This is a genomic window from Shewanella sp. T24-MNA-CIBAN-0130 (assembly GCF_040310185.1).
Classification (GTDB): Bacteria; Pseudomonadota; Gammaproteobacteria; order Enterobacterales; family Shewanellaceae; genus Shewanella; species Shewanella psychromarinicola.
The window spans coordinates 1-300 of the sequence record NZ_JBEOPP010000216.1; the positions used below are offsets into that span (position 1 = coordinate 1).

The following is a 300-nucleotide window of genomic DNA, read 5'->3' on the forward strand; positions in this document are numbered from 1 at the left end:
AGTAATTAATTGAAGGGCTCACTAATGACGGGATTGGCTTTAAAATAAATGGTCGAACTAAAATCTTACCTCATTGTTTATCCTTAACATTATTGAATACCAACGTAGCGTTAATGATCCGCGATAATGATCAAAAACTTAGCCTAGCACAAGGCTCAGCTTGTTCTTCAAAAGAAATCGAAGCTTCACATGTATTAACATCTTTAGGTTTAACGCGTGAACAAGCTGAAGATACTATTAGACTTAGTTTTCCACTTGATGTGACGTTTGAACAAATAGATACATTTATTAAAGCTGTAA

Annotated in this window: 1 pseudogene; it reads left to right on the forward strand. The window is 34.0% G+C overall.

Features of this window, described 5'->3' with window-relative positions:
- Positions 1-113: 113 nt before the first annotated feature.
- A pseudogene (locus tag AAEZ02_RS22125) lies at positions 114-300 on the forward strand (cysteine desulfurase family protein); the annotation flags it as partial.